The sequence below is a fragment of the Novosphingobium sp. AAP93 genome (assembly GCF_001296055.1).
In the GTDB taxonomy this organism is placed as follows: domain Bacteria; phylum Pseudomonadota; class Alphaproteobacteria; order Sphingomonadales; family Sphingomonadaceae; genus Novosphingobium.
This window is the reverse complement of sequence record NZ_LJHZ01000118.1, coordinates 36,142-52,342: the sequence shown is the minus strand read 5'-3', so window position 1 is coordinate 52,342 and position 16,201 is coordinate 36,142. Positions and strand designations below refer to the sequence as shown.

Annotated in this window: 14 protein-coding genes and 1 tRNA gene; 10 read left to right on the top strand and 5 right to left on the bottom strand. The window is 66.8% G+C overall.

Annotated elements, in window-relative coordinates; translation table 11 throughout:
• Position 1 precedes the first annotated feature (1 nt).
• From IP83_RS17495 to IP83_RS17480, 4 genes are all read right to left on the bottom strand, one after another.
• Positions 2-1,327 (bottom strand): amidohydrolase family protein, encoded by a 1,326-nt coding sequence (locus IP83_RS17495; protein ID WP_054123521.1) that lies wholly within the window; start codon positions 1,325-1,327, stop codon positions 2-4.
• Between the two features lie 65 nt (positions 1,328-1,392).
• Positions 1,393-1,629 (bottom strand): DUF2312 domain-containing protein, encoded by a 237-nt coding sequence (locus tag IP83_RS17490; protein ID WP_054123520.1) that lies wholly within the window; start codon positions 1,627-1,629, stop codon positions 1,393-1,395.
• Positions 1,630-1,784: 155 nt separating this feature from the next.
• Positions 1,785-2,468, bottom strand: coding sequence for an RlmE family RNA methyltransferase (locus IP83_RS17485; protein WP_054123519.1), 684 nt, complete (start codon positions 2,466-2,468; stop codon positions 1,785-1,787).
• Between the two features lie 10 nt (positions 2,469-2,478).
• The gene (locus tag IP83_RS17480; RefSeq protein WP_054123518.1) at positions 2,479-3,753 is read right to left on the bottom strand and encodes a Ppx/GppA phosphatase family protein; all 1,275 of its coding nucleotides are present in this window, start codon (positions 3,751-3,753) and stop codon (positions 2,479-2,481) included.
• A gap of 155 nt (positions 3,754-3,908) precedes the next feature.
• Here IP83_RS17480 and IP83_RS17475 point away from each other — a divergent pair.
• From IP83_RS17475 to IP83_RS17435, 9 genes are all read left to right on the top strand, one after another.
• Positions 3,909-3,982: transfer RNA gene (locus tag IP83_RS17475), tRNA-Gln, on the top strand.
• A 420-nt stretch (positions 3,983-4,402) separates the two neighbouring features.
• Positions 4,403-5,104 carry a TetR/AcrR family transcriptional regulator gene (locus IP83_RS17470; RefSeq protein ID WP_054123517.1) on the top strand — a complete coding sequence of 234 codons (702 nt, stop codon included), beginning with the start codon at positions 4,403-4,405 and terminating at the stop codon, positions 5,102-5,104.
• Positions 5,101-5,577, top strand: coding sequence for a MaoC family dehydratase (locus tag IP83_RS17465; RefSeq protein ID WP_054123516.1), 477 nt, complete (start codon positions 5,101-5,103; stop codon positions 5,575-5,577). The genes IP83_RS17470 and IP83_RS17465 overlap by 4 nt, the downstream gene beginning before the upstream one ends.
• A 3-nt stretch (positions 5,578-5,580) precedes the next feature.
• A complete protein-coding gene (locus IP83_RS17460; protein ID WP_054123515.1) occupies positions 5,581-7,083 on the top strand; it encodes a class I adenylate-forming enzyme family protein in 1,503 nt (500 codons plus the stop codon).
• Positions 7,076-8,455 (top strand): MFS transporter, encoded by a 1,380-nt coding sequence (locus tag IP83_RS17455; protein ID WP_054123514.1) that lies wholly within the window; start codon positions 7,076-7,078, stop codon positions 8,453-8,455. Before IP83_RS17460 ends, IP83_RS17455 begins: the two co-directional genes overlap by 8 nt.
• Positions 8,452-9,552: a saccharopine dehydrogenase family protein gene (locus tag IP83_RS17450; RefSeq protein ID WP_054123513.1), complete on the top strand. Its 1,101-nt coding sequence runs from the start codon at positions 8,452-8,454 to the stop codon at positions 9,550-9,552. The genes IP83_RS17455 and IP83_RS17450 overlap by 4 nt, the downstream gene beginning before the upstream one ends.
• Complete coding sequence (locus IP83_RS17445; protein ID WP_054123512.1) at positions 9,549-10,913, top strand: amidase family protein; 1,365 nt, start codon at positions 9,549-9,551, stop codon at positions 10,911-10,913. The genes IP83_RS17450 and IP83_RS17445 overlap by 4 nt, the downstream gene beginning before the upstream one ends.
• Complete coding sequence (locus tag IP83_RS17440) at positions 10,910-11,488, top strand: carboxymuconolactone decarboxylase family protein (RefSeq protein WP_082364806.1); 579 nt, start codon at positions 10,910-10,912, stop codon at positions 11,486-11,488. The genes IP83_RS17445 and IP83_RS17440 overlap by 4 nt, the downstream gene beginning before the upstream one ends.
• Entirely contained in the window at positions 11,485-13,710 is a 2,226-nt protein-coding gene (locus IP83_RS17435; protein WP_054123511.1) for a TonB-dependent receptor, read from the top strand. The genes IP83_RS17440 and IP83_RS17435 overlap by 4 nt, the downstream gene beginning before the upstream one ends.
• 168 nt (positions 13,711-13,878) lie before the next feature.
• Here the strand turns inward: IP83_RS17435 and IP83_RS17430 are convergent, their stop codons facing one another.
• A complete protein-coding gene (locus tag IP83_RS17430; protein ID WP_054123510.1) occupies positions 13,879-14,631 on the bottom strand; it encodes a site-specific integrase in 753 nt (250 codons plus the stop codon).
• Between the two features lie 468 nt (positions 14,632-15,099).
• Between IP83_RS17430 and IP83_RS17425 the strand changes: the two genes are divergently transcribed.
• Positions 15,100-16,065 carry an AraC family transcriptional regulator gene (locus tag IP83_RS17425; RefSeq protein WP_054123509.1) on the top strand — a complete coding sequence of 322 codons (966 nt, stop codon included), beginning with the start codon at positions 15,100-15,102 and terminating at the stop codon, positions 16,063-16,065.
• Positions 16,066-16,201 lie beyond the last annotated feature (136 nt).

Genomic DNA, 16,201 nt, shown 5'->3' with positions numbered 1-16,201 from the left:
GTCACTGCTTTACCACGGTGCCGCGCTTCATCACGAAATCGACGTGTTCGAGACGGGTGACGTCGGTGAGCGGATCGCCGTGGACCGCGATGATATCGGCCGGCATGCCCGGAGCGATGCGGCCCACGCTGTCGCTGCGGCCCAGCGCTTCGGCGGCGTTCACGGTGGCGGCAGCGATGGCGGCGGCGGGGGTCATCCCGGCCTTGACCATCAGCGCGAACTCGCGGGCGTTGTCGCCGTGCTTCGAGACGCCGGTGTCCGTCCCGAACGCGATCTTGACGCCCATGCGGATCGCGAGTTCGTGCGACTTGCGTTCGGCGGCAGCGGCAGTTTCGGCCTTGGGGATCGTCGCGGGCGGTAGCAGCCCGGCGCGGGCCTGCGCGAGCGCGGCGACGGGCGCGAGCATGGTCGGCACGAGCCAGGTGCCATGCGAGAGCATCGCCTTGATCGTCAGCTCGTCGAGGAAGGTGCCGTGGTCGATCGTGTCGACCCCGGCATTGACCGCCGCCATCGTGCCTGCCGCGGCATGGCTGTGCGCCGCCACCTTGCGGCCGAAGCTGTGCGCGGTGTCGATGACAGCCTTCATTTCCTCGTCGGTCATCTGCTGGCCGAGCCCGCCCGCGACGTTCGAGAGCACGCCGCCGGTCGCGGCGAACTTGATGACCTGTGCGCCGAGCCGGATCTGTTCGCGCACAGCGCGGCGGCAATCGTCGGCGCCGTTGCAGAGGTTGTTGTAGTCATGCGGGAAGAAGGCGCCGTAGCTTTCCTCATTCAGACCACCGCCATCGCCATGACCGCCGGAGACCGAGATCATCGTCCCGGCGTTGATGATCGTGGGCCCGGGCACTTCGCCTGCGTCGATCGCATCGCGCAGCGCGCGGATGCCGCGCGGCGGGGCGCCGAGATCGCGCACCGTGGTGAAGCCGGCTTCCAGCGTCTGCCGGGCATGCTGCGCGGCGAGATAGGCATAGTCCTCGCGGTCGCGGGTCGATTGCTCAAGCCGCTCGCGCAGCGGATCGCCATCGCTGAACAAGTGGACGTGCATGTCGGTGAGCCCGGGCAGCACGAAGGCGTCGCCGAGTTCGACCGTGGTGGCACCGGCGGGGGCGGGCAGCGTGCCATCGCTGACGCTGGTGACGACGCCATCGGTGATCACCACGGTGGAGGCACCGCGGGGCGGCTTGCCGGGCTGGTCGAGCAGGCGTCCGGCGTGGAGATAGGTGATCTTGGGTTGCGGCTTGGCCGGGGTGTCCGCTGCGGCAGCGGGTGAGGCGACTGCAATCAGGGCAGCGAAACCGGCAAGCAAGGCGGGGCGGGCAAGACGCATCAGGGAAACTCCGGCAGCAACGTTTCGTCGCAGCCTAGCGCCTCTCCGCCCCGCGTCCAGTCCTGCTACTCGATGCCGAGCGCGTTCTTGTAGGTATCCAGAATCATTTCCATTTCGCGGCGATCGTCGGGCTTCAATTTCCGCAGGCGGACGATCTGGCGCATGATCTTGGGATCGTAGCCGACCGCCTTGGCTTCGGCGTAGACGTCCTTGATATCGTCGCCGATGCCCTTCTTTTCTTCCTCGAGGCGTTCGATGCGCTCGATCAGGAGGCGCAGGCGGTCGTCGGCGGCTTCGGCCATGGTCAGAAATCTCCGGTCAGAAAGGGTTGCCGACGCGTTAGGGCGCTCGCCCCGATTCGCGCAAAACCCTGCCTGTGGAAATGTTGTTCGGGATCGCCGCCTTGGAGGCAGCGCGTGTTCCCCTCTCCCAACCCTCTCCCCTCGAGGGGAGAGGGCTATGGGGTGGGTTCGATATCAGCGCGCCCCTTGAAACCTTGGGCGATCACGTACCACTCGGACGAGTCCTTGCGGCTCGCGGGGGGCTTGGCGTGCTTCACCGTCCTGAAGTTGCGCTTGAGGATGGTGAGGAGGTCGCCGTCGGTGCCGCCGGCGAAGACCTTGGCGACGAAGGCGCCGCCGGGGGCGAGCGTCTGCACCGCGAAATCGACCGCGGTTTCGACGAGGCCCATGGTGCGCAGATGGTCGGTCGCCTTGTGGCCGACGGTGTTGGCGGCCATGTCCGAGATGACGAGATCGGGCGCGCCGCCGAGCGCGCCGGTGAGCGCGGCGGGAGCCTCGTCGGCCATGAAGTCCATCTGGAAGATCGTCACGCCCTCGATGGGATCGACGGGCAGCAGGTCGATGCCGACGACTTCGGCCTGCGGGGCCTGCTTGCGCACCACTTGCGCCCAGCCGCCCGGCGCGATGCCGAGATCGACGACGCGGCGCGCGCCCTTGAGCAGGCCGAAGCGGGTGTCGAGCTCGATCAGCTTGAACGCGGCGCGGCTGCGCCAGCCTTCGGCCTTGGCCTGCTTGACGTAAGGATCGTTGAGCTGGCGCGCGAGCCAGCGGTTGGACGAGGCGGTGCGTCCCCGCGCCGTCTTGACCCGTGTGCCCGGGTCGCGGCCGCTTCTGCTCATGACCTGGGGCTCATGCCTGGGCGCCCTTGGCTTCCGCCGCCCGCCGGTCGCCCAGCCCGCCCGCCGCCATCAGGCTGCGCAGGATGCCTTCGCGGATGCCGCGATCGGCGATGCCGAGCCGTTCGGCGGGCCAGATATCGAAGATCGATTCGAGGATCGCGCAGCCCGCGACGACCAGATCGGCGCGCTCGCGGCCGATGCAGGGCACGGCGACGCGCTCGGCCGGGGAAATCTGGGCGAGGCGCTGGCTGATCTCGCGCATCGAGGCGGTGGGCACGATCAGGCCGTCGACCGCGCTGCGATCGTATTGCGGCAGGCCAAGGTGGAGGCTGGCGAGCGTGGTGACCGTGCCGCTGGTCCCGAGCAGGCGGAGGCCGCCCTGCTGGTCAGCGGCTTCGCGCGCGGGGGCGACGCGTTCGGCAAACCGCGCGAAGCCTTCGGTGATGCGGCGGCGCATTTCCCTGTAGGCGGCGGCGCGGGCTTCGGCGGTGAGCTCGATGGCGCCGATGCTTTCGGTGAGCGAGACGACGCCCCAGGGCACCGATTGCCAATCGAGAATGCGCGGCACCGCGTCGCTGGTATCGACGAGCACCATTTCGGTCGAGCCGCCGCCGATATCGAAGATCATCGCCGGGCCGCAGCCGGGTTCGAGCAGGATGTGGCAGCCGAGCACGGCGAGGCGGGCTTCTTCCTCGGCGGTGATGATGTTGAGCCGGATGCCCGTCTCGCGGTGGACGCGCTCAATAAAGGCCTCGCCATTGGTGGCGCGGCGGCAGGCTTCGGTCGCGACCGAGCGGGCGAGATGGACGCCGCGCTTGCGCAGCTTGTCGGCGCAGATGTGAAGGGCACCGAGCGCACGGTCCATCGCCGCGTCGGACAGGCGGCCCGATTGCGCAAGCCCTTCACCAAGGCGGACGACGCGGCTGAAGGCATCGATCACCATGAAATGATCGCCAGAAGGGCGCGCGATAAGGAGGCGGCAGTTGTTGGTGCCGAGATCGATCGCGGCATAGGCCTGGCGGTGGAACGGCAGCGACTTCTGCCACGGCGCGCGCGAGGCTTCGACGGGCTGGGGCGGTTCGGAAACCGTGGGCGAGGGCGCGCTCATGGCCAGGTTGGCTGCCAGCTTCGGCTCGGGCCGAGCGGCTGGCTCGGCAGGGGTGCTGGCCGACGCTGCAGAGGCCGGACGGGCCCCTCTGGACTTGCCGCGGGACGCCGATTTGCGTCCGCGCCGCTTGCCTGGCCGCGTCTTGCGCTGCTGCGCCGGCGGATCGAATTCCGCCATGTCTACCAATCGCTTATGTTTTCCCGCCAAGGGCATACCCGGCAGGTACTTGACATGCACTCTAGCGTTCCTGCGGCTCTGGAGCAAGTACGGCGCCGGAATGGGTCTGCTCGCCTTGACTCGGGCCAAACCCGCGCTTAAAGGCGCGCGCTCATTGCCCCGTCGTCTAACGGCAAGACTACGGATTCTGATTCCGTCTATCGAGGTTCGAATCCTCGCGGGGCATCCATTTTCTGATAAATAATCGTTCTAGATCAGATTCTTGTGGTCCAAGATCGGTTCTTTTTCCCACAGAACTCCCAACAATTAATGCCGGACGGTAGTTTACGCGAGCGGACGAGTACGGCGTAGTTGGCAGGTGTGACAATCGACTTGCCTGCTTGGCCGAGTAGGCGGTCCGATCCATGAGGCCTTCGGCGGTCATTTGCGCAATCCGAGAAACCTCTGGCATTTATGGGAAACGGTCCTGCCAAGGGTGCGAAGTGGGACGAAGCTGCCCTTTAGGTTCAGCCCGCCAAATGTCGGCTTCAGCCGAAAGCAGCCTTCGTGCAGGCTACGTCGGTTGGGATCACCGTGTCTGCTGTCAATAGAAATGAAACTGGATTCATTTTCATTGACAGGGATGACCTGGTAGGATTAGTCCCAGCGCATGCAGAGCGCCGAATCTCCTCCCACTCCTATTGGCACCAAGGCCGAACGCACGCGCCGCCGTCTTCTCGATGCGGCGCTGACGTTGCTGGAGCACCACGGCTACCACGACCTCAAGGTCACCGACGTAGCCAAGACGGCGGGTGTGGCAGCCGGCGTTTTCTACATCTACTTCAAGGACAAGAACGCGCTGGTGCTCGATCTGCTCGACGAGCTGAGCGAAGCCAATGTCGAGGCCGTATTCGGCGGCCCGCGTGCAGATGACCCCTTCGAGGCGGTGCTTGCCGCCAATCGTGCCTACGTGCACCGCTTTGTCGGTGGCGGTGGGCTCAATCGGGCGCTGGCGCAAATCGTCGATGCTTTGCCCGAAGCGCGGCAGCGCTGGCAGGTGGTGAATGCGCGGGTGGCGCAGCGCATCGCGGCCGGCATAGCGCGCCGCGCGCCGGACTCCACCGCCCACGAAAGTGCGCGCGTGTTCGCGGCGCTGGCGCTGCAGGCCATGCTCGATACCGTGCTGCTGCAGACCTTCGCCTACCAGTTTCCCGATCTTGCGGACTTGCGTGGCGATCCCGAACGGCTGGCGCAGGCCATCTCCATCCTGTGGTACCGGGCCCTGTTCGGCTCCAGTCCCCGCGCCGAGCAGGTCCCGCGGGCGACGGATTTTCTCACCTTCAACCTCGAACCTTCCGGATTGCCGCAATGAACCAGCCCCCGGTCCCGCCCCATGAGCCTGGCACCGAACTCGGTGTGTCGCCCTGGCATGTGATCACGCAGGACGACATAGATCTCTTCGCCCGTGCCACCCACGATCATGATCCGATGCACGTCGATCCGGACTGGTGCGCCCGGAAGGGGCCCTTTCCCACGACCATTGCGTTCGGCTTCCTGTCGCTGGGGCTGACCACGCATCTCAGCCACGAGGCCGGCATCTGGCCGCCCGATGCCTATGCGCTCAATTACGGGTTTGACCGCGTGCGCTTCGTGGCGCCGGTTCCAGTCGGAGCCCGCGTGCGTGGCCGCTTCACCTTCCTCGGCGCAACCCCGCGCGTGGATGGCACGGTGCTGACCCGCACCGGCGTGGTGATCGAGATCGAAGGCGAGGAGCGTCCTGCTGTATCCGGCGAGTGGCTGGGCCTGATGTTCCCCCCGGAAGCACAGCGCCGACTGGTCGCCTGAGAAGTGGATACACTCTTCGGGATAGTGCTCGACTGGGCGCGGCGGGACGGCGGGCGCGAGGCGCTGGTGGATGGACCGCTACGGCTCACCTATGCGCAGCTCGCGGAGCGCATTAATGCGCTCGCTGAGGTCCTGTCACAGCAGGGACTGCGCGCCGGGGACCGGGTCGCCTTCCTCGGCGCACCCGGCGCAGCTTTCCTGATCAGCGAACTTGCGACCCACAAGGCAGGTGGCGTCTGGCTGGGACTCAATCCACGCTACACGGCGCGTGAGCTGCTGCATGTGGTTGCCGATTCCCGCCCTGCGCTCATCGTCGCGGAGGGCGCAAACGATCTGACGGCGCTGCATAGCGCATTGGACGACGTCGCCGATCTGCCTTCGCTTCAGATCATCGCCTCGGCCGATGATCTGCCGCAGGTGTCGCGGCTTTGCGCAAGCGCGCAGCTGCTCGATCCGCGCATCGCCTTGCTGGTCTACACCTCCGGCACCACCGGCGTGCCGAAGGGCGCGATGCTGACGCATGAAGGCACGGTTGCGGCGGCGCGGCTTTATGCGGCGCGGTATGGGCACGAAGGCCTGCGCACGCTGCTCAATCTGCCGATCAACCATGTCGGAGCGCTGATCGATCTCGTCTCGCCCGCGCTGGCCTGCGGCGGCACGCTGGTCACCATGCCCACGTTCGATCCGGCCGGCATCCCGGCCATACTGGAGGCCGAACGGATCAGCATCCTCGGGCAAGTCCCCGCTATGCATCTCGCGATCGATGCGGCCGGGGGATACGATCTCGCTCGCCTGCCGCACCTGCGCCATCTGGTCTGGTCGGGCGCGGCCATGCCGCGCAGCTGGATCGAGGCGCGGATGAGTGCACCGGTCGAGCTTTCGACCTGCTACGGCCAGACCGAATGCACCGGCTCGATCACGTTCACCCGGCCCGGCGCGTCAGTCGAGGAACTGGCGGACACGGTCGGCGCGCCGGCCGAACCTGGCGATCTGCGCGTGGTTCTGAGCGACGGGTCCGCAGCGCCGAGCGGTGAAGTCGGCGAGATCCAGCTACGCGGGCCGCTCCTGATGGCAGGGTACGCCGGGCTTGACGCGGCAACGCGCGAGACCATCACGCCGGAAGGCTGGCTGCGCACGGGCGACCTCGGCTGCCTTGATGAGGAAGGACGCCTGCGCCTCGTCGGCCGGCTCAAGGAAATGTACAAGTCCGGCGGGCACAACGTCTACCCACGCGAGGTCGAGACCGTGCTGGAGGGGCATCCGGCCGTCGCCGCCGCGGCCGTGATCGCGATGCCGGATGCGCGCTGGCAGGAAGTGGGCTGGGCCTTCATTATTGCGCGCGCCGAAGTCACCGCGGACGAGCTACTCGCCCATGCGCGCGAACGCCTTGCCAATTACAAGGTCCCCAAGCAGATCGTGGTGCGCCCCGAACTGCCGATGCTGCCGATCGGCAAGATCGACAAGCGCGCGCTGCGGCAGGCAGCCGAGCAGGGCCTCTATGCCTGAGCGGGCGGATGCTGGCGAAGCGCGCCACAAAAATGAATATGAAGCCATATTTCGCGATAATCCGCGTGTGCCGCCACTTATCCTGCTGCTCTTTGCGGGCGGATCGTTTGGAGCGGCATCATTCATCGTCGCCCCCCAATTGCTGCTCCTGTTCTTCATGACAGAACAGCTAGGGATCCCGCCGGTCTGGGCCGGAGCGGCGCTGTTCGTGCCCAAACTCTGGGAACTCGTGCTCGATCCGGTGATCGGCGTGTGGTCGGATGCGACATCGAGCCGCTGGGGGCGCCGCCGTCCATTCCTGCTCGCGGGACTGGTCCTGCTTCCCCTCGGTCTTGCCCTGCTGTTCGCGGTGCCATCCTTTGCCGCATGGCCGATGCGGCTAGCCTGGGTCAGCCTTGCCTTCCTTGTCGCGACCACCGGCTATTCCTTGTTTGCCGTCCCCTATGTGGCGCTGCCCGGCGAACTCGCGCCCGATCCGGTGGAGCGGACCCGGCTGATCGCCTGCCGCATGGTCTTCGTCGCCCTGGGTATCCTTGCCGCAGGAGCGGGCGCTCCTCTGCTGATCGAAGCGCTTGGTGGCGGGCGCGCCGCCTATGCCGTGACCGGCGGCATCTTCGCGGTGCTGGCGGGCCTCTCGCTGTTCGGCTCGTTCATCGCCGCCGGCCACGCGCCGATCGAGCAAGGTCGGCGCGAAATGGGCGTGCTGGCCAGCCTGCCGGGCGCCACCTTGCGGGCTGTGGAGTTCCGGGCCTTGCTGGTCACCTATGGCCTTCAGATGGTCGCGAGTGGCCTCAACGCCGCGATGCTCGCCTATGCCGTGCGCTACCTCCTGCATGCGACGGAGAGCCTGACTGGGCTGATCTTCGGTCTCTTCACCCTCGCAAGCCTTGGCGTGACGCCAGTGGCAGCATGGTTTGGCGGCAGGATCGGCAAGCGCCGGGCGCTGGTGCTGTTCTCGCTGATCTATGCCGCCGGGCTGGCGCTGTTCTGGTTCTCCGCACCGAGCAGGCTTGGCGCGCTCTGGCTCGCAGCAGTGCTGTCGGGCGCAGGCAATGCCGGAACGCAGGTCTTCGCCTTTGCCTTGCTGCCCGACGTGCTCGAGCGCGAGCGCGCGCGGACCGGAGAGGACCGCACCGCCGCATTCACGGGCATCTGGACATCGTGCGAGAAGCTGGGGCTCGCGGCGGGCGGCGCCATCGGCGGCGTAGGGCTGTCGATCGCGGGGTTTGTCGAAGGTGCCAGCGAGCAGAACGCGGCGACACAAACCCTGATCGCCGTTCTCCTCTCGCTCGCCCCGGCAGCGCTCATGCTCGTCAGTCTGCCGCTGCTTGGCGCGGTCGAATCTCGCCGTCTTCATGGGAGGTTTGTATGAAAACGGGTGCCAAAGTGCTCCTGCTCGGAGCGGGTACGGTTGGCCATGCGGCGGCGCGGTTCGCGGCGGAACTGGATGGCATCGGCCAGTTGGTCGTAGCGGACCGCACTCTGGATCAGGCCCGCCGCGTCGCTGGCGAGCAGGCCGAGGCAATCGCTCTTGATGTGACCGACCGTGCCGCACTGGATGCGGCAATGCAGAGCGCGGACTTCGTCCTCAACTGCGTCGGCCCGTTCTTCCGCTTTGGCCCGCCGGTCCTCGCCGCCGCGATCGAGGCCGGTTGTGCCTATCTCGACATCTGCGACGATCCCGAACCCACGCTTGCCATGCTCGAACTCGATGCCCGCGCGCGGGCAGCCGGGGTCACCGCCGTGGTCGGACAAGGTGCGAGCCCTGGCAGTTCGAACCTTCTCGCCATGATGGTCGCCGCGGTCGTGCCAGGTTGCAACAACCTGATCACCGGCTGGAGCCTTGATGACGATCCCGGTGATGCGGGCGGCGCGGCGAACGAACACTGGATCGAGCAGGCCACCGGCCAGATCCTCGTCTGGCGCGAAGGGCGGCAGATCTCCGAAAGGCCGCTGACCGAATTCGAAGTAGCCTTGCCCGGCTTCCCGTCGCGCCCGGCGCTGACCATCGGCCATCCCGAAGCGGTGACCTTGCCGCGCGTGATCGGCGGGCTCGAAACCTGCGTCAACGTCATGACGCTGCCCTCGGCCCTGGCTGCAACGCTCAAGCGAGCGGCGAGGGCCGTGGCGGTCGAAGGTCTCGCGCCAATGGAAGCCTCGCGCCGCGAACTGGCCCGGCACCGGCCCGGCAGCGGTGAGCCGGTGCCTGAGTATCCTGGCGTCTGGGCGCTCTCGCGGGGGCCTGATGGTTCCGCCGGGGCCTATATTCCCGACTATGGCCGCATGACCGACATGGCGACGACGACCGCCGCGCCGCTGGTCGCCGGGCTCGCGCTGCTCATGGCGGGCAAGGCGGCGCGCACGGGTGTGCTGGCGCCTGAAGAAGCGTTCAACCCCGCCGACTATTTCGCCGCGCTATCGCGCATCGCGGGCGTCGAGGGCGAATTCGTCCGGCTGGTGCGCGCGTGAACGAGGGCGAGGCGATCATCGCTGGCCTTGTCGGACGCTGGGAGGAGCAGGCCGGTCCGCCGTTGGCCACGGAGCCGGGCAATGATCCGTTCGGCGCCGTTGTCTGCGCGTTCGATCTGCCGCCTACCGCCACGGGCCCGCTTACCGGCAAGACACTGGCCGTGAAAGACAACATCGCCGTGGGCGGGGTTCCGTCGGCGCTGGGTACCGGGCAGGCAGGGTTCATTCCGGCGGCGGACGCGGCCGTTGTCGCCCGCGCGCGGCGTGCCGGGGCCCGGATCATCGCCAAGGCGCAGTGCGAGGCCTTCCTGCTTGGCGCCAACAGCTTTTCCAGCCGTCCGCGGCCCGTGCGCAATCCGCATGACGTCACCCGGTCGGCGGGCGGTTCGTCGTCCGGCTCGGCAGCGATGGTCGCAGGCGGTCTCGCTGACCTTGCGCTGGGTACGGATTCAGGCGGCTCAATCCGGGTTCCGGCAGCCTATTGCGGGCTTGTGGGATTCAAGCCGAGCCGAGGGCGCGTCTCCTATACCGGCATTGCCCTGCTCGAACCGTTTCTCGAACATGCAGGTCCCATCGCACGCAATGTGACCGATGCGGCCGCGCTGTTTGCGGCGCTGGACGGACCCGATCCTGTCGATGTCCGCACCGCATGGCGCAGGGAAATCGTGGCGCCGACACAAGCGCCACAACGCCCCTTGCGCCTCGGCATCCTGACCGGCGCGGTGGCGATGGCCGATGCGGCGGTTGGCAAGGTCATGGGCACGGCCCTCGATCGGCTCGCCGGCGGCGGTACCGAACTGGTGCCCATTGACTGGCCTGCTCTGCTCGAGGCCGGCGAGCTGCACCTCGTGCTGTACGGCATTGGTCAGGCGCTCATCGCCGGAACCGCAGGCGCGGTTCCCGGCCTCGCGGCCTCGCTGCCTTCCGGCTGGGTGCAGTGGCGCAGGGCGATAGCCGAAATCCCGCATGTCCTGCAGGAAGCCATCGCGCTGGGCCAGGCGCTCGCCGCCGCGGACCCGGAGCTATATGCGCGCGGTGTGCGGCGCGCTCTGGCGCTCGGCGATGCGCTCGATGCAGTGCTCGCTGGGGTGGATGGGCTGGTCCTCCCCACCACGCGCAGCTTGGCGCCCCCGATCCCCAAGGGAGCGCCAACCGCTGAAGAGATCTACGGCGACACCGCGTTCACCGCGCCGTTCAATCTCACCGGCTCTCCCGCGCTGTCGCTGCCTGCAGGAACGTCCGGCGGCCTCCCGGTCGGCCTGCAACTGGTCGGCCGCCGTGGTGACGATGCCGCCCTGCTCGCCGCCGCGCTGCGCGTCGAAGCGATCCTTTCTTCCTCCTGTCAGGAGCCCCTGCCATGACCGCCCGCATTGCCCCCCTGCCGCCCCGCGATGCCGCACCGGCTGCTGCCGCGCACCTCGATACGGCCAAGCGCAAGACGGGGATGGTACCCAACGCCTACCGCGTCATGGCCCATTCACCGGCCCTCCTCGGCGGCTATCTGGCTCTCGCGGAATCGCTTGACGGGGGCGCTCTCCCGCGTCGCCTGCGGGAGCAGATCGCGCTCGCCATCGCGGCCAGCAATGCCTGCGACTATTGCCTTGCCGCGCACCGCATCGGCGGCCGCTTCGCGCGCCTTTCCGCAGCGGAAATTGCCGCTGCCGAGGCCGGTCAGGCAAGCGATGCGCGCGGAGCAGTTGCCCTGCGGCTGGCTCTCGCCCTGCGCGAACGCGTCGGCGATGTCGACGATGCCTTGCTCGAAGAGGCGCGCGCGGCCGGGTTCAGCGATGCCGATCTGGTCGAGATCGCCGGGCATGTCGCGCTCAATGTCCTCACCAACACCATCAACCGGTTCGCACGCACCCCCAACGATTTCGAGAGCCGCACGCTGAAAGTGGCCACCGAAGTCATGGTCCGTCTGGGAGCAAAAGGATGATCCGCCTGCCCTGCAAGTCCGCCCTCCATGGCCTCACCCTTGCCGCCGCGCTTCATGGCGGAACGGCAGCCGCGCAGGAGGCTGCCGCCGATCAGCCCGAGGCCGGACAGCTCGAAGAGATCGTCGTCACCGCGCAGAAGCGGGCGCAGACGCTGGCCGATGTGCCGATTGCCGTGGCTGTCTTTGGCGAGAGCTTCATCACCCGCAACCGCAGCGCCAATGTCTCGGACCTCGTCGCCTTCACGCCGGGCGTTTCAGGAACCGCGGTCGCTGCAACCACACCGCGCATCACCGTGCGCGGGGTGAGCACCGAGGACTTCGGCGTCGGGTCGGATCCCGCGCTCGGCATCTATGTCGACGACGTCTACCTTGGCCGCGGGGTGAGTTCGATCATCGACCTGTTCGACATTGCCCGTGTCGAAGTCGTGCGCGGGCCGCAGGGCACGCTGTTCGGCCGCAACACGACGGCGGGCGCGATCAGCATTTCGACCAACAAGCCCTCACCGGCGCAATTCGCCGCCAATGGCGAACTCACCGTGGGCGATTACGGACTGGTCTTCGCCCGCGCGGCGGTCAATCTGCCTATCGGCGGGGATTGGGCGCTGCGCATCGCCGGGGTGAGCCGCCAGCGCGACGGTTATGTCCGCAACACACTGGGCGGCCGGATCGGCGCCTTCGAGAGCCGCGCAGGACGCGCCACGCTGGGCTATGACGGGGCCGGGCTCAAGGCCTACCTCAGCGGCGAGTACCGCCGCACGCGCGCCCAGCCCGGGCCTTACATCAGCCCTGTACTCGTTGGCACGGACCCCTATGGCCCCGTCTCCTCCGATCTGATCGACGGCACCGCCGATGCCGCACGCGACAATATCGACACCTACCGCGCCACGCTGCGCATCGAGGCGGACCTTGGCGAAACGACCAGGCTCACTTCGACAACCGCGTACAACGGCTTCCGCAATCACTACCTCGAAGACACCGACGCCTCGCCGGAGACCTATCTACACTTCGGTACGGACGGTTATCAGGACAGCTATAGCCAGGAACTGCGCCTCAATGGTCGCACCGGGCGGCTGACGTGGTTTGTCGGGGCCAGCGCGGCGCGCGATGACATCGGCTCGAACCAGTTCGCGCTTTACGCTGAGGAGGCCTATTGCGGCGTGCTGTTCGGCAGCGATTGCACCACAGCGCTCGGCGCACCGGGTGCCGACCGGGTGCGCGAGAGCTCGCTCGGCAGGAGCAGCAACACGAGCTACGCCGCTTACGGCGAAGCCACCTACGCGCTCACCCCGCGTCTCAACCTCACCACTGGCCTGCGCTGGAGCCGCGATCTCAAGCGCTTCGAGGTCCGCTTCCCGGCGGCCGGCAATCTGCTTGGCCCGGTCGTCCTCGTGCCACCAAGCCTCGCGCTGCTTGCGACCTACGGAACCGTCGCCGCCGATGGCACCTTGCGCCAGCGCTACGCCACCTCGAGCTGGCAGCCCCGGTTCGTGGTCGATTACAAGCTGACGAAGGGTCTCTCCACGTACCTTTCCGCCTCGCGCGGTTACAAGGCAGGCGGCTTCAACCAGCTGTCGCCGGGCCCTGCGTTTCGCCCGGAGACGATCTGGAACTACGAGTTCGGCATCAAGGGTGAAACGCCTGACCGCCGCCTGCGCTTCGATCTCGCCGCGTTCCATTTCAAGTACGATGATCTGCAGGTGCTGGTCGATTTCGGCCCCTCAGTCATCACGCGCAATGCCGCTACGGCATCGGGCGAGGGTATCGAGGCTTCGCTGACCGCCCTGCCGGTTCGGGGCTTGACCCTCTCCGGCGGCTTCTCGTGGCAGGACGTGAAGTACGGCCGCTTCATCGCGAGCGGTGGTCAGGACTATTCCGGCAACCGCCTGCCGCGCGCGCCGCGTTTCTCCGCGTTCGGGATCGTCGACGGCGAACTGCCGCTCACCGCTTCGCTGAAGGCACTCGGCCGCATCGAGTTCAGCTATCGTTCCAGCCAGTACTTCAATCCGTCGAACCGGCCGTTCCAGCTCCAGGGCGGCTACTCGCTCACCAACGTGAGCGCAGGGCTGGGCATAGGCGATCATCTGCAGGTCAAAGGGTGGGTGCAGAACCTGTTTGGCGCCCGCTATCTGGTCGATGCGAACATCACGGTGCCGGGCTTCCTCGAGTACACCCAGCGCGGCGATCCGAGGACATGGGGGCTCCAGCTCACGGCGCAGTTCTGACGCGGATTCGATCCGCTTCAACAAGCAAATCGATTGCGATTGCCGGATTGGGGAACGACGGTTTTTGGCGGACAGCGGACGTTCCTTGGAGATACTGAGGGCGTCTTGATCTGCTCGCAAGCAGCCGCGCAAACGAGAGGATCGACGACTACGCCTGCAAGCCGTACCTCAAAGGGACGGGGCAACGAAGCGCCCCAAAGCTTCCATAAGGATGCGCCGCATATCTCTCAGATCACTGCGCAGATAAGCCTGCTCGGTTGCTGTGCCGACGCGGTGTGCCAGGGCCATCTCCGCGACCATCGGTGGAATAGTCGGCATCCTCTCGGCAGCCGAATCCCGAAATGATGAACGGAAGCCATGCACGGTTTCGGACCGGCCTGCGCACCGCAACGCCTTCGTGAGTGACATGTCCGACAACGGCCCGCCCCGCATCCCGAGGAAGATTAGGCCCTCGCGCAACTCCTTGGGAGCATAGGCATCAAGCAGTGCAATCGCCGCATCGGACAAGGTGACCACGTGCCCCTCCTTCATCTTCATGAGCGATGCAGGGCGCGTCCAAGTTCGAGCATCAAGGTCGATTTGCTCCCATCTCGCCCCGCGGACTTCGGCTGATCGCGCACACGTGAGGATCGCGAACAACACGGCGTATCGGCCGGCGCTTGCTCCCTTGGCAAGCTCGGCTGCTGCAAAGGCCGGTACTTCTGGAAATGGCATCGCTGCGAAGTTACCGCCGCGTGCTTGCTGCGAAAGGCCGGTGCGTAGTTCGCGTGCATCGGGGAGCGCTTCCGCACGCCGGCCTCGTGCCTTGGCAAAGGCGAGGACCTGTCCGATCCGGGTGCGCACCTTTCGGGCCATGACCGGCTTGTCGGTCCAAATGGGGGCGAGCGCCGTGATAACGTCCGCGCTGCCGATCGCATTCACCTTCAGCGCGCCCAGCTTAGGCTTCGCCAGGCATCCATTTCCAGATTTCTTATGCTTTTAGATCAAGCGTTAGCGGAGAATTCCGCTTTCTTTCCCCGCTTTCCCCCCAGGTGACGCGGAGTGTGCGCGCGGGGCGGGTCTTTGCGCGTTCGATCGGTGGGGAGACACCTTGCTGCCGGGTAGCGCAGTTCCTCCTCCCCAAGCGCCAGACCTGATGCACGCAACGGTCAGAATTTGCTCCCTGCTTGTCCAGTCCCGCCAAGTAGTCGGCATTTCCGGGCGCGACCGATGTACCAAGAGCGCGGCAATCGCCCATCCAAATGGTCCATAATGGAAAGCAACGGCTGGTGGCCAAGTCAAGAATAGCGGATATTGCTGATCCGGGCCTAGCGCCGGTGCCTTTCGGGAGGGGCATGTTTCACTGTGAGTGAAAGGCTGGAATCGGCAAGAGGCAAGGGCAGGCATGCCTTGCCCGTCGCGCCCACGCCGTTCTTGCGGCTGAGCACGTCCGACGGGTCGGCAAAGGACCGCTTCGAGCGCTGGCGCAGCCTCCATACCAGCATCGCAATCGAGGTTGCCGAGCGCGGCGATGCGCTGCGTTTCGAGGGCGAGATGCGCGCGGTGACCGGAGCGCAGGGCGTCATTTTCGGGGTATCGCGCTATACCGCAAATCTGTGCCGGTTCGGTGAGCACAAGCAGGACATGCTGCTGATTTCGTTGACGCGCGAGGGTTCGATCGGCCTTTTGCGCAAGGGCCACACCAAGGAGTTGGTGAAACCGGCAGACGGCCTCGTTCTGGTCCGCGGCGATGCCGGCACTTGTTCGGTGACCGAGGGGCATGGGCATATCTATCTCAGCCTGCCGATGGAGCTGGCCCGGCAAGCCGTCGGCGGCGATCCGGTGCGGCATGACGAGGCGCTGCGCCGGATCGGCGATGCGCCGCTGGTGCCGTTCCTGACGGCGCAGCTGGAGCAGTTGGAAACTCATCTTGCGGCGCTGGACGGCCCGGCGGCGGAAACCGCGATTGCGACGGCGACCGACCTTTCCTTGGCGCTGCTGCGCAGCCTCGGCGCGGACCGACATCCGCTGGCGAGCATGGCCGACCGTTCGCTGTTCGATGCGGCAACGCTGCTGATCCAACAGCGTCACGGTGATCCCGAACTGACCGCTACCAGCATCGCGGCGGCGCTGGGCTGTTCGCGCACGCATCTTTACGGCGTGTTCGCGCGGCTTGGCCATGCGGTGGCGGACCATGTGCGCACGATCCGCATGGACAATGCGCGCCGCCTGCTGCGCGGCACTATCCTGCCGGTTTCGGTGATCGCGTTCCGCGTCGGATACGACAGCGACACCGCCTTTTCGCGCGCGTTCCGGGCGCTCCACGGCGAAAGCCCGCGCGACTATCGCCTCCGCTTCCGGTGCGAAGAGACCTGATCAGCATAAGGCGGCGGACAGGCGGCTAGGCAGTCCTGAACGTTCTGCGCGGGGCAGACTGCTAACCCGTTTGGTGATCGCGCGTCCCGGCGTGTGGTCCTTGAACCGCAGCGCTCGTCAACGATGCTGAGCGCTA